25 protein-coding genes are annotated in these 24,143 nt (G+C 43.6%); 8 read left to right on the forward strand and 17 right to left on the reverse strand.

What is annotated here, in order from left to right:
- Positions 1–4: 4 nt before the first annotated feature.
- From VP472_RS19740 to VP472_RS19780, 9 genes are all read right to left on the reverse strand, one after another.
- The gene (locus VP472_RS19740; RefSeq protein WP_146275953.1) at positions 5–1,060 is read right to left on the reverse strand and encodes a phosphotransferase; all 1,056 of its coding nucleotides are present in this window, start codon (positions 1,058–1,060) and stop codon (positions 5–7) included.
- Positions 1,053–2,240, reverse strand: coding sequence for a carboxylate--amine ligase (locus VP472_RS19745; protein WP_070082660.1), 1,188 nt, complete (start codon positions 2,238–2,240; stop codon positions 1,053–1,055). The genes VP472_RS19740 and VP472_RS19745 overlap by 8 nt, the downstream gene beginning before the upstream one ends.
- Positions 2,230–3,564 (reverse strand): glycosyltransferase family 4 protein, encoded by a 1,335-nt coding sequence (locus VP472_RS19750; RefSeq protein WP_094247328.1) that lies wholly within the window; start codon positions 3,562–3,564, stop codon positions 2,230–2,232. The genes VP472_RS19745 and VP472_RS19750 overlap by 11 nt, the downstream gene beginning before the upstream one ends.
- Positions 3,561–4,217 carry a PIG-L deacetylase family protein gene (locus VP472_RS19755; RefSeq protein WP_004393067.1) on the reverse strand — a complete coding sequence of 219 codons (657 nt, stop codon included), beginning with the start codon at positions 4,215–4,217 and terminating at the stop codon, positions 3,561–3,563. Before VP472_RS19755 ends, VP472_RS19750 begins: the two co-directional genes overlap by 4 nt.
- 87 nt (positions 4,218–4,304) lie before the next feature.
- Complete coding sequence (locus VP472_RS19760; RefSeq protein WP_032858248.1) at positions 4,305–4,868, reverse strand: protein kinase family protein; 564 nt, start codon at positions 4,866–4,868, stop codon at positions 4,305–4,307.
- Positions 4,869–5,010: 142 nt separating this feature from the next.
- A complete protein-coding gene (gene rplI, locus VP472_RS19765; RefSeq protein ID WP_004393063.1) occupies positions 5,011–5,460 on the reverse strand; it encodes a 50S ribosomal protein L9 in 450 nt (149 codons plus the stop codon).
- Positions 5,457–7,436 carry a DHH family phosphoesterase gene (locus tag VP472_RS19770; protein WP_014306180.1) on the reverse strand — a complete coding sequence of 660 codons (1,980 nt, stop codon included), beginning with the start codon at positions 7,434–7,436 and terminating at the stop codon, positions 5,457–5,459. Before VP472_RS19770 ends, rplI begins: the two co-directional genes overlap by 4 nt.
- A gap of 30 nt (positions 7,437–7,466) precedes the next feature.
- Entirely contained in the window at positions 7,467–8,402 is a 936-nt protein-coding gene (locus VP472_RS19775) for a YybS family protein (RefSeq protein ID WP_146275958.1), read from the reverse strand.
- Between the two features lie 243 nt (positions 8,403–8,645).
- Positions 8,646–8,798 carry a hypothetical protein gene (locus VP472_RS19780; RefSeq protein WP_004393059.1) on the reverse strand — a complete coding sequence of 51 codons (153 nt, stop codon included), beginning with the start codon at positions 8,796–8,798 and terminating at the stop codon, positions 8,646–8,648.
- A gap of 133 nt (positions 8,799–8,931) precedes the next feature.
- On the opposite strand from VP472_RS19780, the gene VP472_RS19785 reads away from it, so the two are divergent.
- Positions 8,932–9,417 carry a spore coat protein gene (locus tag VP472_RS19785; protein WP_017418488.1) on the forward strand — a complete coding sequence of 162 codons (486 nt, stop codon included), beginning with the start codon at positions 8,932–8,934 and terminating at the stop codon, positions 9,415–9,417.
- A 36-nt stretch (positions 9,418–9,453) separates the two neighbouring features.
- Here VP472_RS19785 and VP472_RS19790 read toward each other — a convergent pair whose 3' ends face one another.
- Positions 9,454–9,825 (reverse strand): winged helix-turn-helix transcriptional regulator, encoded by a 372-nt coding sequence (locus tag VP472_RS19790; protein ID WP_004393054.1) that lies wholly within the window; start codon positions 9,823–9,825, stop codon positions 9,454–9,456.
- Between the two features lie 206 nt (positions 9,826–10,031).
- Here VP472_RS19790 and VP472_RS19795 point away from each other — a divergent pair, with 206 nt between their 5' ends.
- From VP472_RS19795 to VP472_RS19825, 7 genes are all read left to right on the forward strand, one after another.
- Positions 10,032–10,961 (forward strand): manganese-dependent inorganic pyrophosphatase, encoded by a 930-nt coding sequence (locus VP472_RS19795; protein ID WP_004393053.1) that lies wholly within the window; start codon positions 10,032–10,034, stop codon positions 10,959–10,961.
- 692 nt (positions 10,962–11,653) lie between these two features.
- On the forward strand, positions 11,654–12,085 hold the full coding sequence (locus tag VP472_RS19800) for a hypothetical protein (RefSeq protein ID WP_025854049.1): 432 nt from the start codon (positions 11,654–11,656) through the stop codon (positions 12,083–12,085).
- Positions 12,086–12,192: 107 nt separating this feature from the next.
- Positions 12,193–13,440, forward strand: coding sequence for a DUF5068 domain-containing protein (locus VP472_RS19805; protein WP_128574537.1), 1,248 nt, complete (start codon positions 12,193–12,195; stop codon positions 13,438–13,440).
- 235 nt (positions 13,441–13,675) lie between these two features.
- Positions 13,676–14,593 (forward strand): EamA family transporter, encoded by a 918-nt coding sequence (locus VP472_RS19810; RefSeq protein WP_281063059.1) that lies wholly within the window; start codon positions 13,676–13,678, stop codon positions 14,591–14,593.
- A gap of 347 nt (positions 14,594–14,940) precedes the next feature.
- Positions 14,941–16,362: a glycoside hydrolase family 68 protein gene (locus tag VP472_RS19815; RefSeq protein WP_025650097.1), complete on the forward strand. Its 1,422-nt coding sequence runs from the start codon at positions 14,941–14,943 to the stop codon at positions 16,360–16,362.
- A 61-nt stretch (positions 16,363–16,423) separates the two neighbouring features.
- Positions 16,424–17,980, forward strand: a complete 1,557-nt coding sequence (locus VP472_RS19820; RefSeq protein WP_146275960.1) for a glycoside hydrolase family 32 protein — start codon at positions 16,424–16,426, stop codon at positions 17,978–17,980.
- A 79-nt stretch (positions 17,981–18,059) separates the two neighbouring features.
- Entirely contained in the window at positions 18,060–18,722 is a 663-nt protein-coding gene (locus VP472_RS19825) for a GntR family transcriptional regulator (protein WP_146275962.1), read from the forward strand.
- 77 nt (positions 18,723–18,799) lie between these two features.
- Here VP472_RS19825 and VP472_RS19830 read toward each other — a convergent pair whose 3' ends face one another.
- From VP472_RS19830 to VP472_RS19860, 7 genes are all read right to left on the reverse strand, one after another.
- Positions 18,800–19,309: a DinB family protein gene (locus VP472_RS19830; protein ID WP_070082663.1), complete on the reverse strand. Its 510-nt coding sequence runs from the start codon at positions 19,307–19,309 to the stop codon at positions 18,800–18,802.
- A 50-nt stretch (positions 19,310–19,359) separates the two neighbouring features.
- A complete protein-coding gene (locus VP472_RS19835; RefSeq protein WP_146275964.1) occupies positions 19,360–20,577 on the reverse strand; it encodes an MFS transporter in 1,218 nt (405 codons plus the stop codon).
- A gap of 348 nt (positions 20,578–20,925) precedes the next feature.
- Positions 20,926–21,294 carry a DUF1304 domain-containing protein gene (locus VP472_RS19840; protein WP_004393040.1) on the reverse strand — a complete coding sequence of 123 codons (369 nt, stop codon included), beginning with the start codon at positions 21,292–21,294 and terminating at the stop codon, positions 20,926–20,928.
- Between the two features lie 30 nt (positions 21,295–21,324).
- Positions 21,325–21,963 carry a nitroreductase family protein gene (locus tag VP472_RS19845; protein WP_146275966.1) on the reverse strand — a complete coding sequence of 213 codons (639 nt, stop codon included), beginning with the start codon at positions 21,961–21,963 and terminating at the stop codon, positions 21,325–21,327.
- Between the two features lie 13 nt (positions 21,964–21,976).
- Positions 21,977–22,411, reverse strand: a complete 435-nt coding sequence (locus VP472_RS19850; protein ID WP_004393037.1) for a MarR family winged helix-turn-helix transcriptional regulator — start codon at positions 22,409–22,411, stop codon at positions 21,977–21,979.
- A gap of 137 nt (positions 22,412–22,548) precedes the next feature.
- A complete protein-coding gene (locus VP472_RS19855; protein ID WP_004393036.1) occupies positions 22,549–23,427 on the reverse strand; it encodes a YitT family protein in 879 nt (292 codons plus the stop codon).
- 182 nt (positions 23,428–23,609) lie between these two features.
- Positions 23,610–24,062 carry a MarR family winged helix-turn-helix transcriptional regulator gene (locus VP472_RS19860; RefSeq protein WP_014306189.1) on the reverse strand — a complete coding sequence of 151 codons (453 nt, stop codon included), beginning with the start codon at positions 24,060–24,062 and terminating at the stop codon, positions 23,610–23,612.
- Between the last annotated feature and the right edge of the window lie 81 nt (positions 24,063–24,143).

Genomic DNA, 24,143 nt, shown 5'->3' on the forward strand with positions numbered 1-24,143 from the left:
AAACTTATAATCCTAATTCCCGTCCCCATTTTGACACTTTGTCAACATGATACGGCAGCAGTTCTCCTCCCCGATTGTCGAAGATTCTCCGCAATTGGGTATGAAGCCCTTTCTCAAGTGTTCTCTGCAAATAAGCCATTTTATAAAGCGTCATAGGAGGGGTCTGAAAATGCATGCCCCGCTTTTTCATTTCTTTCGTATACACTTTTACGCAATACGTCCGAATATCTTCTGCGTGCCGGCTCCAATCTTTTCTGAAGCCGAGCAGAATTTCGACCAGCACCGTCATATCAAACCAAACCGGCGCGTACTTTGCGGATTCCCAATCGATGAATTGAATATCCCACGGTTCATGTCCGGACGCATCGTGGGTGCAGATATTCTGCATATGAAGATCACCGTGTGTGATGGCTGAGCCGTTTTGGATCAATTCAGGGAAAAAACCCGGCTCCGCCTGCTCCAGCAAGTTTGTGATTTGCCGATAATGAGGCTTCACGATATCCTTTGTACGCTCATCTTTAAGAGCTCTATCCAATAATTCCGCTGTCTTTTTGATCTGCTTTTTACGCCCTTTTCTCATGGTTTCCGATTCGTATACCGGCAGCCACGACCGCCATTTACCGTCAGAAATAGTCTTGTTTTCAAAGGTGCGGCTGTGCAGTTCCGCGACAGACGGAATAATATACTTGAAATGCTTTGGGTGAAATGTAAGCTGTCCTCTGATCTGGCTGACAAACTCCATAAATATCCACGTTTCATGGTCACTTTCTTCTATAAGATAGATGTCCGGCAGCAAATCCCCTAAAACAGAACGGGCTTTCCCGTATATATTAATCTCGACCTTGTTTTTTTCACGGGAAGATTTATACACCTTCAATATCAGCGGAACAGTGCCGGATTTTTTCTTTACAAACAGTTTATAAATGGCGCTTCTGTCTGTTGATTTCAGGCATGTGATGTCATCCGGATTCACCGCAGCCCTTTCACCGAACGAATACGACAGTTTTTCGTCAATTCTCAGTTTTTGAAATGCGTCATACAAAAGATCCTTTTCATACATGCCGATCTTCCTTCCGCTTCCGTTTCCAGCTGTTTTTGAGATGAGACCAAGTGTTTCTGATAAATGGCATCGGGTCATTCCAAGCAAAAAGAGCGTACTCTTTTTTTCCTTTAAATCCTTTCCAAAAATCCCGGAACGTCATTTCTCCTCTTTTTCGTTTCTTCAAAAACGTTAAGAAGTAACGCACCTCATAAATCCAGTTGATTCCGTCTTTTTGTTCGAGCTGGGGCTTCACCTGTTGTCCGGTCAAATACAGATAGTACATGTAAACGAAATGAATGCCTGCCGGTTCTGTCAGGCTATGGCTGAGCCAAAAGCGCGGATTAATTTCGATAAACTTATAAACATTGTCCCGGGGGTCCTTTTTAAATTCTGCCATGCCTACTCCCTTCAGCTGAATCGCTTCAAAAAACGGCAGGGTCTTCTCGATTAAATCAGGAAGCCGTTTGCTGACGACGTGGGCCCCCGCGCCAAAATCAGCAGGGAATTGATGGTTCTTTTGCAGAGAGAATAAGCCCATTAATTTCATTTGGTCATCATAAAAAGTGGCGACTTTATAAAAACACTGGTTGTCTCCGGGGATGATCTCCTGCACGAGCAATTCTCCATTTTCTCTGTAGGAGCTGAACTCCTTGCGCAATTGTGCGGCATCCTTCATTACAATTGCTTTTTTGTTTACTTTTTTTCTGTATTCATGGCCGGCCACCGGTTTTAAAATACACGGGAAGTCAATATTGGCGATGGCCTCTTCCAGCTCATCCCGGTTGTTCGGAAAAAAGGTTTTCGGGCAGGGGATGTTATGCTTGACCGCTAATTCATATGCTTTGCTTTTATCTAAGACCGTTTCTAACAGAGAGCGGCTCGGGAGCAAAAATAAAAAAAAACCGGCTAATGTCTCGCGGAATTTAGATATAAATCCCGCATAATCATCGGAACCTGCATACAGAACCGGCTTTGCTTGGAATCGCTTCCCGAAATCAGTCAGGAATGTCAGCAGTTCTTCCTCTTGTGTTAAAGGGCTGGGACATATCCCGCAATCTGCCAATCTTGATTTTCCGATACGATAAGGTCCCTCCGTGTCAAACGCGTAAACATCGATTCCTCTTCGGGCCAGGCTGCGAATGATCCCAATCCCGTTTGCACTGAAATCAAGTACAACGGCTGCATGTTCATGTTTCATGATCTCCCTCCGAGCTGTTGGTATTTTGATAAATCGATTCGATATTTTTTATCATCGTCTCACTGCTTAAATATTTCTCCGCGTAGGCCTTTGCGTTTGAAGCAGCCTTCTCCCGCGCAGATTTGTTAGAGATAAAAAACGCTAAAGCCCGGGCAAGAACCTTTGCATTTCCCGGCTCGACAATAAGTCCCGTTTTGTTATGGCGGATCAGATCCGGAATACCCCCGCAATCGGTCGCGATGATAGCCGAGCCGCTGAACATCGCTTCAATAATCGAGATGGGCAGACTATCATTAATGGTCGGCAGTACGAATATATCCGTCATATTCAAAATAGCGGGAACATCATCTCTTTTTCCTAAAAAGGAGACCATAGATAGATTCAGTTTTCGAGCCTGTTCCTCTAAGGCGCTCCTCATCTCTCCGTCGCCCGCGATCAGCACTTGAACATGTTCAAGCACATCAGACGGAATTCGTGAAAGTGCGTCAAGCAAATGATTATGTCCTTTTCTCGGGCCTAATCTTGCAATACACGAGATGATGATCTTATTTTTCGGCAGCGGGATTTTTCTTTTCCCGCCTGTTTTTGCATCGTAATCGATTCCTGTGATCACCGTTGTCATGTCTTCCTGTTCGGCTCCGAGCTTCATGAGCGGGCTGCGGAACGTATCGCTGATAATAATCAGGCGATCTGCGTATTCAATGGCTTTCATCTCTAGTTTTTTATAATAAAACTCTTCTACCGATCCTTTTTTAAAGATGTGAAATTTAAGTCTGTTGAAAGTAAACATGCCATGCGGTGTGAAAAATAAAGGTTTCTTATAGATTTGATTGAATCTGCCTAATATATTGGCTGTAAATAAATCTTGAGCATGAAACACATCATATCTTTCCAAATGAATCTTTTGAAGCATTTGCTCGTATATAAACATCAGCCTATTATTTTTCAAAATATGATTGTTATAATCCCCATATCTGTCCTTAAAGAAATCTTTTAACTTCGGAACAACAGCCGCCCGCAGTTCTTTTACCTGTGCGGACGGAAACAGATTAGGGGAGATGACATCGACCTTATGACCTCTCTTTTTCAGGCCTTCACTAAGCGTTTTAATATAGTTTGATAAACCGCCCGTGTGCGGGTAGTCCCAAAACGTGGCAATCAAAATGGATAACTTCTTTTTTTTCCTGTATAACCGCGGAATATGATGTTCATGTTTCAACTGTGTCTTTACTGCCGCCTTTTTTTGAGGGCGCGTTTTGACCCCGTAGTAGCGGTCAAGCGTCTGGACCATATACGGATACGGGACGGAAAATGTCTTGATCATTTCCAGATCCTCCGCACGACTTCAAAAGCTTCGGCGTATTCCACACCCGCCGTCATCCCTCTGACTCTTCCTAAATGTTTAACGCCTTCATATGAACGGGGATGAGGGTAATCCCTCATTTCTACGTCATAGTGGTGAAGCGCCGCGAGTTTAGCATCCATTGTGTCTGTGATGTTAACGAAGTAATTAGGTTTGAAGAGTTTATCAGCCGTATTCCTCTCCCACTCGCTTGAAGATAGCGTTTCGAACGTAAGCAGTTCGATAGGTTTTTGATTCGGAAGCGGTCTGGCGGCTGTTAAAACTGCTTGGAATGTTCTCTGGTGGTCCATATTGATATCGCCGTAATGATGTGTAAAGATTTTATCAGGCTGATAGACGCGAATGAGCTGCTCTAATTCTTTGACAAGCTTATGAAGCGGGATACATTCCAGCTCTAAATTCGTATGCTCCAAAAAGATGACTTTCTCAATTCCAAGCTCTTGATTCGCGCGTTCGCCTAATTGTTTAATATGATGAGCTTCTTCTTTTCTTCCTAATGCCGTAATAATGGAAATCACTTTATATCCTTCATTGATCAGCCGTTTTATGGTGCCCGCTGCTCCCAATAGTTCATCATCGGGATGAGCGCCGATAACCATAATGTATTCTGCCATTTTTTCCACACTCCACCAAACAAATGTTACAAATATCATATGACGACCCTAAAAAAAGGAAACTTACATATGCGGATTTTCAGAAACTTACATGTGCGGCTGCCATTCCAGGTAACGTGACGGATTTAATTTTTTTATAGTGTTCAAAAACTCATCTGCCAAGCCGTATTTGTCCAGTCCTTTTAATAGTTTTACGGGAAACCGGGTAATGGCGGAAAAAGCTCTTTTATGGTCGATGACCTTAAGATTTCCGTGTTCGTTAATCAGAATGTGCCTGATTTCGGCATCCCATCTGGTAAAACCGATTCTTTTTAATTCATCCAGCATATTTAAAATATCAGCAGTCAGTTTGACGGACAGAGATTTTTCTTTTCTGATATGGCGGGCAAGAGAGGTGCCTTGGACATATTCCATCACAATATAACGATCTCCGTATTCATACAGTCTTGGAATCACCGGGGAACCTTGTCCGGTCTTTAAAGCCGCCAATTCCTTCTTGCATGTCCCTTTTTCAAAGAAGTATTTTATGCATTTGTTGTGTGTTAAGCGGTAGACTTCCCCGTCTTTTCCGTCTCCGATCAGCGGATAGTGCTCCAGCGCCTTTTTATTCTCCGGATTATTAAAATATGTTTCAGAAAAAAATCGTTTCATACCGACACATCCTTCGTTATGATGTAATATAATATGCAATCTGGTAGCGATCGGAAATGAAACAATCTCATCATTTTCTTGCGCTGCGCCGTCTGCTGACATAAAAAAAAACCCGCCGGATCGGCGGGTTTTTCATTGTGTATTACGCTTCTTCTTTTACGTGAACCTTCAGCACAGCCTGAACTTCAGGGTGCAGCTTTACAGGAACGTTTGTATATCCCAGTGTGCGGATACCGTCTTGGAGCTCCAGTTTCCGTTTATCCACTTTAATCTTATGCGTTTTTTGCAGCGCTTCTGCAATCTGCTTGCTTGTGACAGATCCGAACAGACGGCCGCCTTCACCGGATTTGGCACTCAGCTCAACAGTCAGCTGTTCAAGCGTTTCTTTCAAATCTTTCGCTCTTTCAAGCTCGGCAATCGCTTCTTTTTTCTCTTTTTCTTTCTGTCCTTTCAATGCGCTGATGTTTGTCGCATTTGCTTCGACAGCGAGGCCTTTTTTAATGAGAAAGTTATGTGCATAACCGTCTGCTACGTTTTTCATTTCGCCTTTTTTTCCTTTACCTTTTACATCTTGTAAGAAAATAACCTTCATCTCTGAACGCCTCCCTCAAAATATTCATCAATGGCTTCCTTCAGCCGGACGAGCGCTTCTGAGACAGAAATGCCCGATAGCTGGGTTGCCGCATTGGTTAAATGCCCTCCGCCATCCAGCGCCTCCATAATAATCTGCACATTGACCTCGCCCAGCGATCTCGCACTGATGCACACCGTATGCTCATCCCGTCTGGCTACCGCAAATGAAGCTTCCACTTCACTCATCGATAGAAGGGAATCAGCCGCCTGCGCAATCAGCACCTGGTCAAAGTACTCCTCTTCATTCTCAGGAAGAGAAGCAATCGCGATATGTTCTTTATAAAGAGCCGTATGCTGGATCAGTTTCGCCCGCTTGATGTAAGAACCGACGGATTCTTTGAGAACTTTCTGCACCAGAACCGTATCTGCGCCTTTCGCTCTCAAATAAGAAGCGGCGTCGAACGTCCGCGAGCCCGTGCGAAGGGAAAAACTCTTCGTATCCACTATTATACCAGCTAACAGGGCCGTCGCTTCAATCATATTGATTTTGAGCCGCTTCGGCTGGTATTCAAGCAGCTCCGTCACGAGTTCTGCGGTGGATGAAGCGTATGGCTCCATATAAACGAGCAGCGGGTCTTTAATAAATTCCTCGCCTCTGCGGTGGTGGTCAATCACAACGATGTGCTCGATTTTGTTCATGAGACGCTCTTCCATCACAAGGGACGGTTTATGTGTATCAACGACGACAAGCAGCGTGTCGTCATTTGAAATTTCCATCGCCTCTTCCGGCGTGATGAACCGCGACCACAGCTCTTCATATTTTTTAATTTCTTCAATCAGGCGCTGAACGCTTGATCCGATCTGGTTCGGATCAATGACGATGTAGCCTTCTTTGCCGTTGGCCTGCGCCACCTTCAATATTCCGATTGCGGCTCCGACTGCGTCCATATCAGGAAATTTGTGCCCCATGATAATGACATTGCTGCTTTCTGAGACAATCTCCTTGAGCGCGTGAGAAATCACCCGGGCGCGCACCCTTGTGCGTTTCTCCATCGGATTTGTTTTGCCGCCGTAAAATTTCACCTTGCCGTTCGGCATTTTGATCGCCACTTGGTCGCCTCCGCGGCCGAGAGCCAAATCGAGGCTGGACTGCGCCAGATCTCCTAGCTCCTTCAAGGAAGAAACCGATGCGCCGATCCCGATGCTGAGGGTCAAAGATACAGTATGAACGGATGTTTTTTCTCGAATTTCATCCAAAATCGAAAATTTCGCGTTTTCAAGCTCCGTTAAAATGTGTTCATTTAACACCGCGATAAACCGCTCAGAGGACGTCCGTTTCAGGAAAATGCCGTACTCCTGCGCCCACGCATTTAATAATGAGGTGACCTGGCTGTTCATCGTGCTTCTCGTTTGGTCATCCAGCCCCTGTGTGACGTCATCATAGTTATCTAAAAAGATATATGCCAGCACGGTTCTCTCATTTTCGTACTGCTTTTCAATCTGAATCTGTTCTGTCACATCAAAGAAATAGAGCAGGCGCTCATCTCTTTTAATCACTACTTTAAACTTCCGCTCATTCAAGGTGATCGTTTCCGAATCGACCTCCTGCTTGATCAGCGGCACGACGGCCTCGCATGTGTCATACAGCGAGCGCCCGACGAGTGTGCTTTCATTAAAACAGGAAGACAAAAACGGATTCGCCCACTCAATGTAATATTGATCATTAAACAGCATAATCCCGATAGGCATTTCCATTAATGCCTCTTCGCCTACTTTTTTCAATCTATACGATAACGTGGAGATATAATCGTCAATTTCTTTTCTGATCAGAGAATCCGCACGCTTAATGAAAAACAGGATCACGGCGAGCAGCACAACGCCGATGGCTCCTATCAGCCAGTTAAAGTAAATGCTGATGAGGATTATGATGATTGACAATGCAATCAATGCATAGATGGGATACCGAAACAACGGTTTTTCATAAAAACTAGGCATTTCTATCAACTCCCCACCTGTAAGTCACACTCAATTTCGCGTCACCTTATTTCTTATGTTAAAGCCTATGTCAATGATGCCTAAGAGGAGATACACGGACAAGATGAGCGGAAAAAGCACACCCAGCACAATTGCTAAAACAGGAACGGCTTTCGGCATCTCCATTTCGCGGCAATAGAAAAAAATAAACGCTAATCCTTGAATACAAATCAGCAAGCTGAGAATAAATCCCCCATTCAATGAAACCGAATACAGCATATGCCCTTTTTCTAAAGGCAGAAACCCTAATATCGTCACAATAAAATACAGAATGACAACGCTTTGCGGGAGTTTGAGCTCTCTAAAAGGCTTCATCTTCGGAAGATCAGGGGAAAATCGCCGTAAAAGCGGCCTTGCCATAGCATAACTGAGGAAAGAAAAAACGATGCCGGTCAATACGAGCACTGTCGGAAAAAGATATTGAACCGTGCTCAGCTGACTTTCCATCAGCTTGATCTGCTTCCCGAACTGATCTCCGTAACCGAGCTGCTTTGACATGGTTTCTGCTAAAGACAGCGACTCCCGAAGCTGGGACATGGTGGTATCGATCACATTCATATTAAGAAACACGATGCTGACCACAAAAAAAACGACGCCGCACAGCACATACGCCATAGCGCCGGCAGTAACCGCATAGCCGGGCTGTTTCTTTTTAAAATAATATCCCATGGCGATTCCCGTACAGGCAGCCGTAAAAGCGCCTGTAAGCCCGGTAAACGAACTTACAATAAAGCTGACAGGAAGGCTGGCAAGCCCCATCCATACCCCGGGCTTCAGACCGTGCCGAATGGTGTAAAGAATGATCGGCAGCGGCAAAGCAAAGAGAAGAATTGCCCCCAGTAAAGGGAGGTACACGACCAAAAGGGAAATGATTGCAAAAATACTGATCAAAATGGCGCCTTCTATTAGAGCCCTTGTATTTTTCACTTACTCACCTCAAACCTTGTATCATTCGAACATACGAATAGAAAAGAGCAGCTTAGACGACTGCTCTTTTGACGCCGCAATGTCTCTTTCAAGACCTGAATTTTCCATAAACTCTCCAAAATACACGTATATATTTTAACATAAGTCGAAATCGCAAGTAAAATGAGCGCGGACACCCGCAATGTTCCATGTGAAACATGAAAACAGACAAACGGACATCCCAGTGAAAGAATGCCCGTTGTATCAGTGATCCTGATCATCCATGAAACCAGAAGTATCTCTGTTTTTCTTTTTGGTTTTTCGTACATATAACAAGACGATAACGATAAGTAAGAGAGTGGTCGCCTGTAAAACCCCGCTGCTGAAAAGGAAGAAGTTCTTTATCATGTCCCACATATAGTTTCACCTCTATTTCGTATTTCCTTTACATTGAGTTTCCCTTTCTGGAAACTTCAAAACATCAGGAACAACATCGGGACCGGGGCATATGCTGAAAGTGAAAATGAAGGATAAAGGAGATTCTTACACCATGACCGAGCGGAGAACATTAGCATGGCATGAAACGTTAGAACTGCATGAGTTAGTGGCTTTCCAGGCAAACGGACTTGTGAAATTAAAAAGAACAGAGCGAGACGTAAGCGATGCCAGATTAAAACAGCTTTACAGATTTTCCATCCATTCGCTGGAACAAAATCTGCGTGAACTGCTTCCTTTCTTCCCTGAAGCTCCCGCTTTTCGTGAGGATGAAACAGAAGAGCGCGCTGATTCCTCCTTTTACAGCGGCGGCCTGCTGATCATGGCCAAAACGTCTGTCCGCAATTACGCCGGAGCCATTACAGAGACGGCCACACCTCAATTAAGGCACGTTTTCGTCAAGCACTTAAACGCGGCCATCAAGTGGCATCAAATGGTCTTTGAGTATATGGAAGAACGCGGTCAATATCCGGCTTACAATCTGAGCGAATTGCTGAAGAATGACGTGCGCAACGCCAGAAAGGCCATCGCGATGAAATAAAAAAAAGCAGCAAGGAATTTAATCCTTTGCTGCTTCTTATTTTTGAGCGGACTGATCTTGAGGCGACGTTTTTTCCCGGTATGTCTCGAGAAACTCCCGGTTGGCATCTCCCCATTTCTTCATTTGCAAAACGATCGGTTCCAGCGACCTGCCGAATTCGGTAAGAGAATACTCCACCTTTGGAGGCACCTGCTGATATACCTCGCGATGCACGATGCCGTCCGCCTCAAGCTCGCGAAGCTGAAGCGTCAGCATACGCTGTGTAATGCTGGGGCAAATGCGCCGAAACTCATTAAACCGCTTTTTTCCGCCGATCATATGATAAAACAAAATACCCTTCCACTTTCCGCCGATAACGGAAAGCGTCAGTTCAACCGGACAACCTTCTTTATTCGGATATATGTTCATTTTTCATCCTCCATAGTACCTTTTTTGATACTATATGCTGATTAGCATCTGACTTACCCAGTATTTTACTCGCAATCCTCCTCACCGCTCAACAAAAATGCTTCTTTTTCACATCAATTTTTAAGGTTTTGAAGATTACACCCTCCGCAAGACGTGTTAAACTATAAAAAGATTGTTTACACTACAAAAAAGGACAAGGAGTTATTATGGAAAAAATTCTTATTTTCGGACATCAAAACCCAGACACAGATACCATTTGCTCTGCCATTGCCTACGCTGATCTAAAAAATAAACTCGGCTTCAATGCTGAGCCCGTCCGCCTTGGACAAGTCAACGGCGAAACACAATACGCGCTTGATTATTTCAAGCAGGAAAGCCCGCGTTTGGTGGAAACTGCCGCAAACGAAGTAAACGGCGTCATCCTTGTTGACCACAATGAACGCCAGCAAAGCATCAAGGATATCGAAGACGTTCAGGTTCTTGAAGTGATCGACCACCACCGTATCGCCAACTTCGAAACAGCGGAACCTCTTTACTATCGTGCTGAGCCGGTCGGCTGTACGGCTACGATCTTAAACAAAATGTACAAAGAAAATAACGTGAAAATCGAGAAAGAAATTGCGGGCCTCATGCTCTCAGCAATTATTTCCGACTCTCTGTTATTTAAATCTCCGACTTGCACGGAGCAGGATATCGCAGCGGCAAAAGAGCTTGCTGAAATTGCCGGCGTAGATGCGGAAGAGTACGGCTTAAACATGCTGAAAGCAGGCGCCGACTTAAGCAAAAAAACTGTGGAAGAACTGATTTCTCTTGATGCGAAAGAGTTCACGCTCGGCAGCAAAAAAGTCGAAATCGCCCAAGTCAACACAGTTGATATTGAAGATGTCAAAAAGCGGCAGCCGGAATTAGAAGCGGCTCTTTCAAAAGTAATTGCTGAGAAGAACCTTGACCTGTTCCTTCTCGTGATTACGGATATTTTAGAAAACGATTCCCTTGCGCTCGCCATCGGTGATCAAGCGTCAAAAGTTGAAAAAGCATTCAACGTGACGTTAGAAAACAACACGGCTCTTTTAAAAGGAGTCGTATCCAGAAAGAAACAAGTCGTTCCTGTTTTAACAGACGCGATTGCAGAATAACCAAAACACCCCGGCAACCAGCCGGGGTGTTTTTTTACGGTCTTTTTTTGTAAGCGCTCACCCATCACATTTTGATATGTAGTATATCAAGAGTGAGGCGTTTGTTTTTCTAAGAATTGCCCCCTAGCCATATCATTAGGGGGTTTTCATTTAAAGCAATAAATAGCGCTATGGAGCAGAAGGGAACTTAGAAAAGTGCCGCTGTTCTGAATGCTGTGGAGTGACCGGATCTCATAGACAACAGCCTTTTTTTAAGGATAGAGTCTAAGATAATGGTTTGGAAGGACTACCTCTAAACGTGCTCAGATTCGTTTCTGAGCGGTTTAAAAAGCAAACATGATTAAATAACAGAACGGTAATTCGACAGCAAATACAAGAGAAAAAGCCTTTTTCCAGCTTTATCTAGGGGAATTCTATAATTGATCCGCAATAACGCAGCATTTTTTCCTTAACACCTTGATTAGACCAATATAACCACATACCAGAGATGAAGGTTCAAATTTAACGACTGTTAACCTATGGCGAAATGCAAAAACAGACTTAAAGAAACGAGTCTTTTGTCATTTTCCGTCCGAAAATACGTAAATATCTCCAAATTTTAGTATTTTAGTCGGATGTAAAATCTTCTGATTACTATTATTATATTTAAAGTGATGATTAATGAACCATATTGACATAGGAGGTATTACTTAATGAAGAAGAAGTTAATTATGATATTAGCCGCTTTGGTTATTGCATTGACAAGCTTTACAGCCGTTGACCTTGCGAATAACAAAGCACAAGCTAAAGACTGGAAAAAAACAGGTGGACTTTGGACTGAATACTGGCATTCAGGTTCTTTTAAAAATTACACATATACTCCAGTATTCCATCCATATTATAAAGGCAAAGTGTCTGGTTTCTTAACAGCTAATGGATCAGGAAGTGGAAAAATCCAAGCTGTTCTTCAACAGAAGACAAGTAAAGGTTGGAAAAATGTAAAAACATTTTACGCTAAGAAAAAAGGGAAAACGAGTATGTATTATAACAAGGCATCAAAAAGCTACTCTGCGAGTTATAGATTCAAACTTACCAACACGGGCACTAAGAAAACTGTAAATTATAAATTTATGTCCATGTATTAAGATCATTTTGATGACCGGATAAGATTTTTTAACCTTGATTATTATAGTTTGAGCTACTGATCCGAACAGTAGCTTTTTATTTTGATTGTCATAGGAGGATTATAAAATTGAAGAAAAAAATGGGGGTAATTTCTGTTCTTTCAACTGCATTATTACTATCTGCTTGCGGTAATCATGATGACGGTTCAACAAAGAAAGCTGAGAAAAAAGTCGAAACAACATCACAATCTGAATCAAAGAGTAAAGAAAATAATGCCTCTTTTACAGATAAAACATCTTCGGAGAGTTCAAGCGGCGATACTGCAAAAAATGGTGTTTTGAATTCTTATATTGCAGATTCAACTAAAGGGCAAGCAGATGTCATTTTCAATAACGCAGATCCGAAAATCGATCTGAACTTCGATGGATTTAAATTCAAGGTATCTCAGTATCAAGTGGTTCATGTGAAGAATGCTGAAAACGAGCCGTACAGTTTTGACGGAGATAAAGAAGGATATGTAATAACACTTAAAGCCACTGTAGAAAACCAGACAGGCGGCAAGGCTTATTTCAACAATCCGGCAGTTCAGGGGAAAGATGAATACAATACGAAACAACCGGACGTCAGTTTAGTTGATGAAACAGACAGGGTAAAGCCTAAAAAAGATGGTACGCCAAGTAATCCAGCATACTACGATAAAGGGGAATCTAAAACTGGATTCATTCAATATGAATTATCGAAAGAAAAATATGAAATTCTTGTTAAAGAAAAATCAAAACTGGTAGTCTCTAATGCTTCTAAAGATTCTATGATGAGAGAACACTTGGGAGAAAAACAAATCGTTGATTTACCTTTATCAGGTGCTTCCGCTAAAAAACAAAAAAGTGATAACAAGTTCTTTGATGATCAGATTGTTACCAAAAACATTGCTGAAAAAACGTTACTGGAACAGAAAAATGAAATTAACGAGAAACAGTCTCAGAATAATATTGAGCTTACATTGACAGGCGTACAATTTACAAAATTAGATCCAACTGATTCATTCAAAAACTCTTTCAGAGGTTTCGGCAATGAAGACATTGTTGCAGTTACAGTCAAGATGACAGTCAAAAACGGATCAAGTGATTCATTACCAATCAATCAATTTAGTGCATTTTTAGATACTGATGCTATGCATTATTTGAACCAAGGTTCGTTAGAGAGCGATTCTGGGGATGTTAAGAGCGGGCAAAGAGGCGATAAATATTTAGTATTCTTGCTTAAGAAGTCAGAATTTGAAAAGAATAAAAACTTCAAACTGAAGATTAGACATATCGAGGGTAATAGTGGGGATGCATTGAAAGATCACGAACTATCCTTCAATATAAAACGCTGAAACAAAAAAGCAACCGAAATGGTTGCTTGAGGCTGTCGAGAAAATCTCGACAGCCTGACACCCCGGCAACCAGCCGGGGTGTTTTTTTTACAGCTCGTTCATCAGACAGCCGTTTCGTAAGCGCTTACTTTAAAATTATTTTGACTCCTGTTAATATACAATATATAATATATCACATATAAGGCGTTCGTTTTCCTAATTATTGTAAGTTGCTGTCACAACATCAGAATCGGGGGTGTCTATCCTGGAAAAACACGCTGCTCTTTCTTATTCACGAACAACAGGCATTTGGCTTGTGCTTACAGGAGCTATCTTATGGGGGGTCTCGGGAACAGTTGCCCAGTATCTGTTCCAGCACCGCCATTTTAATACAGAATGGCTGACTTCGGTGCGCCTTCTGGTGTCAGGGGCGCTTCTGCTCGGAATCGCGTACCGCAAAGAAAAAGGACGGATATGGGCTGTTTGGAAAGACAGACGGGACAGAATTCCCCTTCTTTTATTCGGGATTTTCGGAATGTTAGGCGTTCAATACACCTACTTCGCGGCAATTGAGTACGGCAACGCGGCAACTGCTACCGTTCTTCAGTATTTAGGGCCGGCGATCATTACATGCTTTTTAGCGATTCGCGCAAAGAGAATTCCTTCGGGAAAAGAACTGCTCGCCGTCTTATTGGCGGTTGCCGGCACATTCATTTTGGTCACGCACGGGAATGCCGGAAGCCTGTCCATATCCGGTCTGGCCGTCTTTTGGGGAATCAGTTCGGCGTTTGCACTGGCGTTTTACACCCTTCAGCCGCATCGTCTGCTGAAGAAATGGGGATCCGCCATTGTTGTCGGATGGGGCATGCTGATCGGCGGAGCCGCCCTCAGCTTGATCCGCCCGCCCTGGACATTTGAAGGCGAGTGGTCCTTTCCTGCATATGCCGCGATTGTGTTTATCATCATTTTCGGAACGCTCATCGCTTTTTATTGCTACTTGGAAAGCCTGAAATATCTGAGTGCCTCTGAAACCAGCCTGCTTGCCTGTGCAGAGCCGCTGTCGGCAGCTTTTTTAGCTGTTATCTGGCTGCATGTTCCCTTCGGAATATCAGAATGGCTGGGTACTTTGCTGATTTTAGCCACCATCGCTTTATTATCTATCAAGAAAAAATAACCTCTCTTTTTTAGAGAGGTTTTTTCCTAGGCCCAGAGCACCCCTTAGTCTCAATTACCCATATATTAAAAGGCCTTTTTTCATTTTACTATCATCCAAAAGAGGAAAATAGACCAGTTGTCAATAGAATCAGAGTCTAATAGAATGATGTCGACAAGTAAATCATGCAGGATTGTTACTGATAAAGCAGGCAAGACCTAAAATGTGTTAAGGGCAAAGTGTATTCTTTGGCGTCACCCCATACATATTTTAGGTCTTTTTTTCTGTAACAAACCTGCCATCCATGAATGCAGGAGGATCGAATCGGCAGATCGCAAAAAAAGGTACATACAAAAGGAGACATGAACATGAACATCAAAAAATTTGCAAAACGAGCCACAGTTCTAACTTTTACGACTGCACTTCTGGCAGGGGGAGCGACTCAAGCCTTCGCGAAAGAAAATACCCAAAAACCTTACAAAGAAACGTACGGCGTCTCTCATATCACACGCCATGATATGCTGCAGATCCCTAAACAGCAGCAAAGTGAAAAATACCAAGTGCCTCAATTCGACCAATCAACAATTAAAAATATCGAGTCCGCGAAAGGACTGGATGTGTGGGACAGCTGGCCGCTCCAAAACGCTGACGGAACAGTAGCTGAATACAACGGCTATCACGTCGTGTTTGCTCTTGCCGGAAGCCCGAAAGACGCTGATGACACATCCATCTACATGTTTTATCAAAAAGTCGGCGACAACTCGATCGACAGCTGGAAAAACGCGGGCCGTGTCTTTAAAGACAGCGATAAGTTCGACGCCAACGATGAAATCCTGAAAGAACAGACACAAGAATGGTCCGGTTCTGCAACCTTTACATCTGACGGAAAAATCCGTTTATTCTACACTGACTTTTCCGGTAAACATTACGGCAAACAAAGCCTGACAACGGCGCAGGTAAATGTGTCAAAATCTGATGACACGCTCAAGATCAACGGAGTCGAAGATCATAAAACGATTTTTGACGGCGACGGAAAAACATATCAAAACGTTCAGCAGTTTATCGATGAAGGGAACTATACATCCGGCGACAACCATACGCTGAGAGACCCTCACTACGTTGAAGACAAAGGCCATAAATACCTTGTATTCGAAGCCAACACGGGAACAGAAAACGGATACCAAGGCGAAGAATCTTTATTTAACAAAGCGTACTACGGCGGCAGCACAAACTTCTTCCGTAAAGAAAGTCAGAAGCTTCAGCAAAGCGCTAAAAAACGCGATGCTGAATTAGCGAACGGCGCCCTCGGTATGGTAGAGTTAAACGATGATTACACATTGAAAAAAGTCATGAAGCCGCTGATCACTTCAAACACGGTAACTGATGAAATCGAGCGCGCGAATGTTTTCAAAATGAACGGCAAATGGTACCTGTTCACTGATTCACGCGGTTCAAAAATGACGATCGACGGTATTAACTCAAACGATATTTACATGCTTGGTTATGTATCAAACTCTTTAACAGGTCCTTACAAGCCGCTGAACAAAACTGGTCTTGTCCTGCAAATGGGTCTTGATCCTAACGATGTAACGTTCACTTACTCTCACTTCGCAGTGCCGCAAGCCAAAGGCAACAATGTCGTGATCACAAGCTACATGACAAACAGAGGCTTCTTTGAGGATAAAAAGGCGACATTTGCGCCAAGCTTCTTAATGAACATCAAAGGCAAGAAAACATCCGTTGTTAAAAACAGCATCCTTGAACAAGGACAGCTTACGGTTAACAACTAATAACAACAAAAAGAAAATGCCGATACTTCATTGGCATTTTCTTTTATTTCTCAACAAGATGGTGAACTCAATCATGGCTCGAAAATGGCCCGTTGTAATATTGATCTTTTTGGGTGCGTTCCTGTTTGTCGGCTTACTGCCGAACAAAACCCACAATTCCTCTGACACAAACACGGAGCATAAGAAGGATTACCGGGCGGCGTATCATTTTACGACCCCGGACAAATGGAAAAACGACCCTCAAAAGCCCATTTTTTTCGAGGGGAAATATCATTACTACTATCTTTATAATCGGGATTACCCGAACGGCAACGGCACAGAATGGCGGCACGCCGTATCAGAGGACTTGGTGCACTGGACGGACGAAGGCACGGCTATTCCGAAATACACCAACGAAAACGGCGATATATGGTCCGGTTCTGTCGTCATTGATAAACACAACACGGCGGGCTTCGGCAAAAACGCGCTGGTCGCCGTCACAACGCAGCCGACTGCCAAAACAAAAGCCCAGGAACAATATTTATGGTACAGCACGGATAAGGGAAAAACGTTTACTTCCTATAGTGATCAGCCCGTTATGAAAAACCCGGGAACTAAGGATTTCCGGGACCCGAAAGTAATCTGGGATGAACAGGATGACAAATGGGTGATGGCCATGGCCGAAGGAGAAAAAATCGGTTTTTATGAATCACCCGATTTAAAAAATTGGAAATACACGGGCGGCTTTATCACTCAGCAGATCGGCCTCGTCGAATGCCCCGACCTTTATATGATGCGTGCAGATGACGGAACAGCCAAATGGGTTCTGGGCGCAAGCGCAAACGGCAAACCCGCAGGCAAACCGAATACGTACGCGTATTGGACCGGAAACTTTGACGGGAAGGAATTTACCGCCGATCAAGAAGAACCGCAATGGCTCGATTACGGCTTTGACTGGTACGGCGGCGTCACATTTGAAGACGGTAATAGCGAAGATCCGCTGACAAAACGCTATGCGCTGGCATGGATGAACAATTGGGATTATCCGAATGAAACACCGACACTAAAAAACGGCTTTAACGGCACGGATTCTATCGTCCGTGAAATCCGCCTTCAGCAGCAGGACGGCGGCACATACAGCCTTGTGTCAGAGCCGGTTGAAGCATTGAACCAATTAACCTCTTCAACTGACAGCATAGAACACAAACAGGTGAACGGTTCAGAGACACTGCCGATCAAAGGTAACACATATCAGCTTGATATGGATATCGCTTGGTCAGATATCAAAAATGCAGGCGTCAGACTCAGAGAATCAGCAGACCAAAGCCGGCATATTGATGTCGGTATTTCAGCAGAAGACGGCTGTGCCTATGTGAACAGATCGTTTACAGACCAGCCTGATAAAACCGGCGCATACGTCGAAAGCAAAGCCCCATTTGACGGAAACAAAGGGCGCGTTCATCTGAAAATTCTCGTAGATAAAACCAGTATTGAAGTATTTGCAGACGACGGAAAAACCGTTTTGACAAATGAAGTGTTCCCAAAACACGAAGATCAGGGAATCACGCTCTTTTCTGAAGGCGGCTCCGCTGACTTTCAGCATATTGAGATGAAGCATCTCGGTTCGATTCATCCTTAGACGTCCCTCTTCATTTCTAACCGGCGCCCGGACTGTGGTAAAATGCAAATATGTATACTACGATTCATGAGGTGTTCCATTGGATAATCAAAACAAAGAACCTGTGCTGAAAAGAACCATCATGCGGGACGAAGTGTATCGCACACTCAGAAACTGGATCATAACGGGCAAGCTCAAACCGGAAACAAAGTTAAAGGACAAGGATTTGTCGGAAACATTGGGAATCAGCCGCACCCCGATACGGGAAGCCTTATTGCGGCTGGAAGATGACGGCTTGGTGATAACAAAAGCGAACAGATGGACGCTTGTCGCTCCGATTGAGTTAAAAGAAGCGGAAAACTTGTATTCCATCGTCTGGACGCTTGAGAAACTCGCATTGCAGCAAGCCCTCCCGCGTATGGACGATGCCGTGATTCAAGAATTGAAACAGCTGAATGAAAATCTTCTTCAAACGATGAAAGACGGCGATAAAATGGCCGTTCTGGAAGCGGATAATACATTTCACCATCGCATCATTCTGCTTGCGGACAACGCTGAACTTCACAAATTGCTTGTAAGCCTGAAAGTCAAAATTCAGAGACTGGAAATCCGCTATTTCAGTGAAAACGGCGCTTTAAACAGATCATATAATGAACACTCTGATATCATTCACGCATTAGAACAGCAAGATGCCGCCGCTGCTTTTACAGCGCTTGAAGCGAATTGGAAAAACAGTTTAGAACGGCTGCAAAACATGGCATAGCAAACGAAAAAGCCAAATCACTCATATGATTTGGCTTTTTTACGGATATCACAAGACAGCCGCGTGGGCTGTCTTGTTTACTTTTTGTTTATATATAAATAAATACCGTAATCCGTCGGCACAGAAGCATACCCCATCTGTCTGAGCATGGCTGTTATATTCCCGCGATGATACGTTCCGTGGTTCACAACATGTAGGATCATATCGGCAGCTGCGGTTTTCATGATGTCACCTGACGGATGCTCTATTTCAAGGGGGAGGCTGATATTTTCCTCCTTCTGCAAAAATAGTTGATACCGGTCTGATAATTCCAAAAATAGATCTTCCAGCTCTTCTATCTCTTTAGACAAGATGTCCCCTTTTTGCTGTTCAGCTGATTTCAGCGTATCCTCCAGACGCTCTCCGGAGAACACATCAAACCACCCCTTATCGGACAGATACACATGAGTCAATACACCGGCTATCGACGGAAAGACACTTTGAATCTCCTTACGGTACACATCCTCCGGAAGCTCTTTAAGCCGGGTGAATATTTGCTGATTTGCCCAAAGATGATAATCATACAATTGCAGTGCCAGATGTCCCACATTACCCTCTCCTCTCTCGATATAGAACGTACGTTCCTAATTATACTACACTACATGCCGCTCTGTACCATTTTCTTCATTCGCAGCTGAGAAAATCCGATAAAAGCCGAAATTAATAAGAGAAGGCCTGCGCCAATATAAATAAACCGCACGCCGAATACATCTGAGATAATCCCCGTTCCGATAATGGAAAACATAAAAATGAACTGAACTAAAGCTGATCTCGCCGCTAATATATGGACCCGTGTCTTTTCGGTCGTGATGTTTTGAAGTAATGTTTCCTGCGTGAGATCTCGTAATACACAAGCCGGCCCCATACACAGCACCAGAAAAAGGGCCGTAACGGCGCTTGTGATCAGCCCGTAAATAAACGTGAACATTCCATATGCCAAGGCTCCCGTCAGCATAAGCGGAATGAGATGATGCTGAAACTTACCGGATAACTTATAGATGATCAGTCCTCCGATCATCGTCCCTGCATAATAGACTCCGTTGACATACCCCCACCAGGCCTCTCCTTTATGAAGGACGTCATGCACATAAGTTAAGGACACAGACCCGATCCATATCATGCCTGCCCACGATTCGATCACATCCATCACAATGAGAACCCTGAGCTGTTTTTGCTGAAATAAATACACCCAGCCGCTTGCCGCATCTGCAAAAAGGGAACGTTCCCTGACTGCTGCCGGCGCACACATGCGTACTCGAAGAAACAGAATGATGCCTAACACCGAAGAAACCAATAACATGACAGTGACGATCATTGTATCGCTCTCTCCCAGGAACGCTATGATGACGCCGCCCAAAGACCACCCCGCAAACTGAACGGTCTGATCCGCCGCAGATAATAAACTGTTCGCTTTCGCCCTTCGATCAGGAGGAATGATTTCCCCAATCAGCGCGCTTTTTATCGGAGCAAACCATCCGTTGCAAAAAGAAATGCCTCCGATCAGACAAAACAGCAGAAAAAAGAATGCGGATGAACCGGTTTGGATGACAAAAAACAAACAGACTAACAGTGTGATCTGTATCAATTGAGAACTGATTAACAAAGAACGAAGCGTGAACCGGCCGGTGACCAGCGGCAAAACGGCGCTGCCCAATACGCGGCATACAATGCTGACGAGCGTCATAAGAGAGGCCATCGCTGTCGAACCGGTTTTTGTAAACAAAAACAAGATAACGGCCATCGTATAAAGTGAAAACCCCAAGTTGATAGCGGTCTGGCTGTATAAAATAGCGTAATACGCTCTCTTCGTATTCATCCTCTGCAACCCCACTCCCTGATTATGTAAATCATACCATATTTGCCGATCAGCTTTTTTTCAAAAAAACAGATTGACATGGAGTCCGCTCCATCTATTTCAGCAAATAACAATTAAGAAGGAGTGACAGCTGATTTGACGCTTGGTTCAACTGAAAATTGACATAAGGATATATGTGTTGAAACGAGCTGATCACATCCGGAACCATACTCATTCCAAGCGACTGCAATCCATTGCTTGCCCCCGCTGATTTGACATTCCCCAATCTATAGTGATGTATATAAGAAATGATTTTCAAAACAGAATAAAAAAAGAGGGCTTCCTTTCCGGAAGCCCTCACTCCGTCTGCTACGCCAATAAAAGAAAAATAAGCGCTAGAACAGCCGGAAGTCCTTGTTTTACGATAATTGATTTGTTTGAAGTAAAGCCTCCGAAAATGGCCGCGATGACCACACAAATAACGAAAAACATTTGAATCATATGGCCAATCGGATCAGCTCCGAGGATCAGTCCCCAAATGAGGCCGGCAGCCAGAAATCCATTATACAGACCCTGATTTGCAAACATGACCGCTACATTCCGGTCACCTTCTAAATGCTTTGGCAATTTGAAAGACCGCTTGGCAGCCTTCGAATTGATAAAAAACATTTCAAGTATCATGATAAATATATGTTCTAAAGCTACAATTCCGACGAAAACAGCCGCAATTATGTCCACTGTCCCTCTCCTCTCAGCTTCACTTCAACCTTATTTCCATTGTGCGATTGTTTCGATAGGAAGACGGTAGGAAGCATATCCTTCGTCTGCCGCTTTTCCGATTGATAACAGCATGACCGGTACATAACGCTCTTTATCCATTCCGAAAACCTCGGCAATCTTTTCTTTATCAAAGCCGCCGATCGGGTTTGTATCATAGCCGTGCGCACGTGCTGTAAGCATCAGCTGCATGGAAACGAGACCTCCGTCGATCAGAATCGTTTCACGGTTCACTTGCTCCGGCAGTTTTTCAAAATGCGCCGTCAAAGCAGCGATTTGTCTGTCTTTTACTTCCTGCGGCATGTAGCCCAGTTCGACCGCTTTTGAATAAATTTCTTCTAAATAGTCATCACTGTTCATATCTGCGAAAACCGCGATCACCGCAGATGATGTGCTGACTTGTGTTTGGTTAAAGCTGGCAAGCGGCGCGAGTTTTTCTTTTCCTTCAGGGCTGTCAATGACGAGGAAACGCCATGGCTGCGCGTTGACTGAAGACGGCGCTGTCGTTGCTTCTTCAAGAATTTGAGTCATTTCTTCTTTGCTGATTTTTACGGCCGGATCGTAATTCCGAATGGAACGGCGGCCTTTCATAATGTCCATAAAATCGTTTGTTTTCAGTTCTGTTTTCATGTGTAATACACTCCTATGCTTTCATATTTTCTATATTATTCTGCATCTGCGACAATACGTTTTTTAACATACTGCGTTCTTCCTCGCTGACACCGGCAAGCATTTCCTTTATGAAACGCTCTTTCTCCTTTTTGGAAGCCTCAATTCTCTCCCGCCCCTGATCAGTAAGCCGGACAAGTATAATTCGGTTGTCCTCGGGCTTCCGCCTTCTTGTGACCATTTCTTTGGCTTCAAGCTGTTTCAAGTGTCTTGTCACGGCTGCGCCGTCAATATTCACCTTTTTCTGAAGATCGCTTTGGCTGATCTCATCGACGTAAAAAAGCACGGCGAGAAGCTCAAGGCGGGATTGGCTGATTCCGGTGCACGCTTCAAACTTCGTGCCGATCACTTTGTGCAGTGATTGGAGCTGATACAAAATCTCGCCTTCCTCTGAACAACATGCTGTCAAAACCCATCCCTACTTTCTTTTGCGCAATTAATTGACTAGTCAATGTTTGATATATCAACAATATACATCCGTTATTCTTTTTTTGCAAGTGTTTTCTCCTTTTTTAAAAAAAGCTGCCGGTGAACGGCAGCTCCTTCTTAATGATTATGGATTTTTCTGAAATTACTGCCTTTTACTTCAGCGACATCATATACCGTCACAAAGGCTTGATTATCAATGTCATTAATAATTTCCTTCAGTTTGGTTTCTTCCAAACGGTTGATGACACATGTGATTTCTTTGAATTTTTCATGAGAAAAACCGCCGTATGCTTCTTTATACGTAGCGCTCCGGCCCAATTCTTCACGAATGGTCTCTACCATTAATGCAGGCTCGTTGGTGATAATCTGAAATGTTTTAGAACCGCTTAAGCCTTCCTCAACCACATGGATCACCTTGGATGCGATGTAGTAAGCAATGACGGAAAGCAATGCGCCTTGCAGCCCGAATACAAAAGAAACAAAAATAAACACAAAAATGTTTAAAAATAAAATGAGATCGCTCGTGCCAAACGGCAATTTCCGTGACAGAAGCACAGCCAGCATATCAATTCCATCTAAGGCGCCGCCGTTGCGCAATGCCAATCCCATTCCCAAGCCGAGAATAATCCCGCCGACAACGGTGATTAACAGGGTATCTCCCTCAATGATAGCCGGCGTGTGGTGGAAAAAACTCGTGCCCGCGGCAAGTGAGACAATACCGATAATTGATAGAAACGCAAAACCTTTCCCGATTTGCTTATATCCTAACCAGACAAACGGTATATTGATCACCGCAATCAAGATCCCAAGAGGCAAATGAAACAGCTGTGAACCGACAATGCTGAGCCCGGTTACACCGCCGTCAGATACACTATTCGGAATCAGTACGGTTTCCAGTCCATACGCGGCAATAATTCCGCCGATGATGACCATGATGACCCGTACGATTGATTTCGCTCTGAATTTCTTACGTCTTTGTTTTTCGATTGTACTCATATCATTCCCCGCTTCAATTATTTTGTCTTATTTAAATATACCATAATTGATACTTTTCGTTAAAAATAAGCCTATCGGCTAGTTGAAGCAGGAACCGAGGAAGGAGATTTCACAGATAACGTATCCATTTATGACTTTAATCATTCACAACGCAATCATTCAGTAAAAGGAATTATCATCCATTAATAGTCTCTTTTGTTTCCCTTCTTCACATATTCCCAATCATGCTCTATATTTTTTCTCACCCGCTGAAGAAGGCTGAAAATGGTTTCTTTTTCCTCAGACGTAAAGCCGGACAGGGCTACTTCCGCAGAGTGCTCTCCTTCTCTTTGCAATAACGGATAAACCTTTCTCCCTTTTTCGGTCGGGAACAGTTTTTTTATTTTTTTATTTTGATCATCAGGACGCTTTTCAACAAATCCTTGTATTTCCAGTTTTTTGATCGCTCTCGCCGCTGTTGTTCGGTCAACTTTAATCATTTCCGCCAGTTTTTCCTGTATCACTCCCGGGTTTTCACATATACGCACAAGATAGAGATACTGCCCCTTTGTTAAGTCTAATTCCTTAAATTCAATATTGCTGATGGAATCCAATGCCCGTGCGATCATGCCGATTTCCCGCAAAATATCAGTCATATCTTTTCAAACCTTTCATGTTTTTGTTGCATTTGCAATATAATTGTTTTATCGTTACTTCTATAAGACCACAAGCAAGCC

The organism is Bacillus sp. MT(2024), from assembly GCF_036362845.1.
Taxonomy (GTDB): Bacteria; Bacillota; Bacilli; order Bacillales; family Bacillaceae; genus Bacillus; species Bacillus velezensis.